The organism is Actinomyces johnsonii (assembly GCF_006546835.1).
GTDB classification, from domain to species: Bacteria; Actinomycetota; Actinomycetes; order Actinomycetales; family Actinomycetaceae; genus Actinomyces; species Actinomyces johnsonii.
The window spans coordinates 1-3,866 of the sequence record NZ_VICB01000039.1 but is presented as its reverse complement, the minus strand read 5'-3'; the positions used below and the strand labels follow the sequence as shown (position 1 = coordinate 3,866).

Below are 3,866 nucleotides of genomic sequence, written 5' to 3'. Positions count from 1 at the left end.
GCATCATCGGCGACGAGGCCGTCCACCACTCCCCCGGCACCCACTCCGCGCCGCCTGCCCGCCCGGCCCAGCAGGCGCCCGTCGCTCCCGCTCAGGCGGCTCCTCCCGTACCACCGATGACGGCGCCGGCAACCCCAGCCGGCCCCGCTGCGGGATTCGACGCCGTGACGACCCCGGCCGGCCCCGTGCCGGTGCGTCGGGCCATCACCCCGGCAGCCGCACCGGAGTCCCGCCGCGCCTCCAGGGCGAGCGCCGCTCCCGTCGCCCCCGCGCCCCGTCCCGCCGCCGTCTACAGCGCCCGCCATGTCGCGGCTCCCAGCGCGACCCAGATGTTCGGCTTCGGGAGCCCCTACGCCACTGGAATGGAGGCCCGCTGATGCCTTCGCTCCTCGATCTGCGGCGAACAGTCGCGGCGTTCGTGGCCGTGGCCATGAGCGCAGCCCTCATCGCCTTCGCCTTCATCATCTCCGACTCCTTCCGTACTCAGACGCAGACCAGTGCGCGCGTATCCGTGGGCGATGCCGCCGTCGTTGTCCACGACGGCCGTGGTGCCAACAAAACTGAAAACGCCCTGGACGATGCTCTCCTCAACCGGGTCTCCGCCCTCGACGGTGTCGACTCCGCCCGCGGTGCCCACTGGGACATGCTGTGGCTCGATCTGCCCAAGCAGCTGAGCAACTCCGTCGGAGCCCAGGTCGCCGTACAAAGTGTCCCAACACTCAGCAAGTTCACTACGCTGAGCAGCGGTCGGCTCCCCGCAGCCACCGGCGAGGTGGCCATCGATTCCGAGCTCGCCGAGCAGCAGGGCCTGAGCGTCGGCGACACCATCCGCCTCAGGACCAAGGACGACGACGACGCCAAGGCCGTTCACTCGGCCCCCACGGTGGTCGGCATCATCTCCGCCGGGGCCGACAGCAAGGAGTCCGGCACCAGAACCGCTTACGTCACCACCGAGCAGCTCCAGGCGATGGGCGCGAGCATGGACTACCTCAGCCTGTATGTGAACGCGAAGCCGGGAACGGACACCGGCGCACTCCTCACCAAGGTGTCGGAGACCGTTCACGCGGTCCAGCCCGCCGCATCGGTTCAGAGCAGGGACGATGCTATCGCCCAACGCACCCAGGGGCAGACGGGCGGCACGACGATTGCAACCATCATCAACCTCCTAGCCCCGGTCTGCGCGGCCGTCGCCATCATCGTCATCGGAACCACCTTCAGCACCCTGGTGGCCCGTCAGACCCGCACGGTCGGTCTCATGCGCTGCATCGGCACAAGTCGCCGCCAGGTGATGCTCGCCGTTCTGCGCACCGGTCTCATCACCGGCCTGGCCGGCTCAATCCTGGGCGCGGCCCTTGGAACCGGTATTGGCGCCATCGCGGTGTCCTCGGGGACCTTCGCGGATCTCAAGGCGGATCAGCTCACCATCTCACCCGTGTCTCTCGGGCTCACCGTCGCCTTGGGGACGCTAGTCACCCTCATCGCCGTTCTGCGCCCCGCACGCACAGCCACCCGTATCTCACCGCTCGTGGCTCTCACCGGGCAGATTACGAGCACCAGGCAGGCCGGGCGCAGGCGGATATGGGCGGCCGTCACTGGAGTCGTCGTTGCTGTCATCGGCGCGGCCGTGGTCGCCCTCGGCGTTCAGGCATCCGATATCTTCATCACAGCATGTGGAAGCGCCGTCGTCGTCGTTGGCACCGTCCTCAGCCTTCCTCTGCTCGTCACCGCCATCATCGGCTTCATCGGCAGACTCAGTGGTGACACTCGATTCCCGGTGCTGCAGTTGGCTACACGTAACCTGGCCCGCAACTCCGGACGGTCCGCCGCAACCGCCGCCACGCTCTTCGTCTGCGTCCTGGTGGGATCGGCGCTCTTCGTCGGCCTGTCCTCTTTGAACGCCTCCTTCGACGCTATCCTCGGCCACAGCTCACCCGTGGACGCCAGAATCTTCGGGGTCACGCCGCAAACCGATACCGCGCAGCTGACGAAGCAGGTCAAAGCGGTCGACGGCATCAAGGACGTGACTTACGTTCCCTCCCTCGGCCTGACCCAGACTGTCGACGGAGAGTCGAAGGACATCAATGTCGACGTCATCGACACCGGCAATATCGCGCCTATTGCACGGTCCACCAGGGGCTTGGAAGGCCTCGATGACAAGACCCTCATTGTGGGCGGCATCTATAACATTCCAGACGGCTCCACAGTCACCCTGACCGGCGCTGCCGGCAGCGTTGAGCTGACAGCCCACGTCCAGGAGGGATGGGGAGCCGCGGTCAGCCCGGCAGTGGCGCAGCGCCTCAACGGCGATACCCCCACCAACGCCACCATGTGGGTTCGTTCTACCGGCAACTCCATGACATCCGCCACCGAGCACTCCCTCGTTGCGGCTGTCCGAGGTCAGACTCTGATGGTGCAGGGAAGCGCCGCCGCGACCGAACAGATGTCATCCATCATCATGCGAATGGCTCTGGTCGTTTGCCTGGTCCTGGGCGCCGCCCTGGTCATCGCCCTGTCCGGGCTGGCCAACACTACGGACGTCTCGGTTCTGGAGCGCATTCGAGAAATCGGAGTTCTACGCGCCACCGGCAGCCCTCGCTCGGAGATCAGGAACCTCATCGTGACCGAGGGAGTTCTCGTGGCGGCAGTAGGAGGAGGTCTTGGACTCGTCGTCGGAACTGTCCTGGGTTCATCGGGAACGCTTGCTCTCTCCAAAACTGCCGAAGGCATGACGCTGCACATCCCTCACCTCGCCCTGCTCGGTACTCTTGCCGCCACCCTGGTCGTCGGTGTACTGGCCTCACTGCGTCCAGCAGGCAGGGCCGCCTCGGTACCTCCGGTCATGGCGCTCTCCGAGGACTGATCGCGCAACGATGACGCCTGGAACTGCATCCGCACCCGTTGACAGTTTCTCCCGCACCTATACAAACCTCACATGAAGAAGGAGATCCTCATGGAACTGTTCTCCCGGCGTCGCAAATCGCTGAGTGACAGCAGATTCAATGACACCATGAATGCCGAGACGCGCATCCCCCTCGAAACAAGCGACTGTTTCGCCTGTCCCTTCAACGAGCAACAGTGCCACAACCACTGCTTGAGCACGGGATATCGCGGAGGATTCTGCGGAGGATTCGCCGCCGCCACATGTCGCTGCTACTGAATCCAATCACGTGCGGGGCCGTTTCCAGAAACTTCTGGAAACGGCTCCGCAGCTCATACATGGACGACACTCAACAACACCCCCAAAAGACAGCACAGGTCCGCACAAGAACACTTCCCCATTTCCGCAACCCCCCTTACGGATGACGGGAAGGAACATTTCCTACCTTCGGTGAATAGTCCTCCGCTAGTCACCTTCATAGAGTGACACCATCACCTCGGCGGCAGAGACATGCACCCCGCAGACTCAGACGCCACATCACAGGCTTCCCCCAATCCGGGGAAGGTGCGCAGACACATTCACCCGCGCACCCACACCCTCCCACGGGAACCACCCGGGGAGATCACCAGAAAGGAACACACCAATGGACAAGTTCACCCGCCGCACCGCTCCTCTGAGCGATGCCGACTCCGCCCAGGCCATCAGCTCCGAGACCCAGGCCCCCATCGAGGGCGCCGAAGGCTTCGGCTGCCCCAACGAGTACTCCTGCAACGCCCACTGCCGCGGCAACGGCTTCCGCGGCGGCTACTGCGACTCCTGGTTCCGCCTCCGCTGCCACTGCTACTGAGCCGCACACAACACGGGGCCTGTCCTGCGCCGTAGCAGCGACGCAAGACAGACCCCGCCTTCACCACGGGAAAGCAAGAACGCACTTTATCTCCCCCGGAACTCACTCCGGGGAGGACTACCAGAAAGGAACACACCAATG

3 protein-coding genes and 1 pseudogene are annotated in these 3,866 nt (G+C 64.8%); all 4 read left to right on the top strand.

Annotated elements, in window-relative coordinates; all coding sequences use genetic code 11:
• Positions 1–377, top strand: a pseudogene (locus tag FK256_RS14200) (ABC transporter ATP-binding protein); the annotation flags it as partial.
• Positions 377–2,860 carry an FtsX-like permease family protein gene (locus FK256_RS14195; protein WP_141425204.1) on the top strand — a complete coding sequence of 828 codons (2,484 nt, stop codon included), beginning with the start codon at positions 377–379 and terminating at the stop codon, positions 2,858–2,860. The pseudogene FK256_RS14200 and the gene FK256_RS14195, both read left to right, overlap by 1 nt.
• 72 nt (positions 2,861–2,932) lie before the next feature.
• Positions 2,933–3,157, top strand: a complete 225-nt coding sequence (locus FK256_RS14190; protein ID WP_021605874.1) for an actinodefensin — start codon at positions 2,933–2,935, stop codon at positions 3,155–3,157.
• Positions 3,158–3,521: 364 nt separating this feature from the next.
• Complete coding sequence (locus FK256_RS14185) at positions 3,522–3,725, top strand: actinodefensin (RefSeq protein ID WP_141425203.1); 204 nt, start codon at positions 3,522–3,524, stop codon at positions 3,723–3,725.
• Positions 3,726–3,866 lie beyond the last annotated feature (141 nt).

Excerpts from the sequence above, each read along its gene's own strand:
- FK256_RS14195 (WP_141425204.1), top strand. The coding sequence starts at position 377 with ATGCCTTCGCTCCTCGATCTGCGGCGAACAGTCGCGGCGTTCGTGGCC.
- FK256_RS14190 (WP_021605874.1), top strand. The coding sequence starts at position 2,933 with ATGAAGAAGGAGATCCTCATGGAACTGTTCTCCCGGCGTCGCAAATCG.
- FK256_RS14185 (WP_141425203.1), top strand. The coding sequence starts at position 3,522 with ATGGACAAGTTCACCCGCCGCACCGCTCCTCTGAGCGATGCCGACTCC.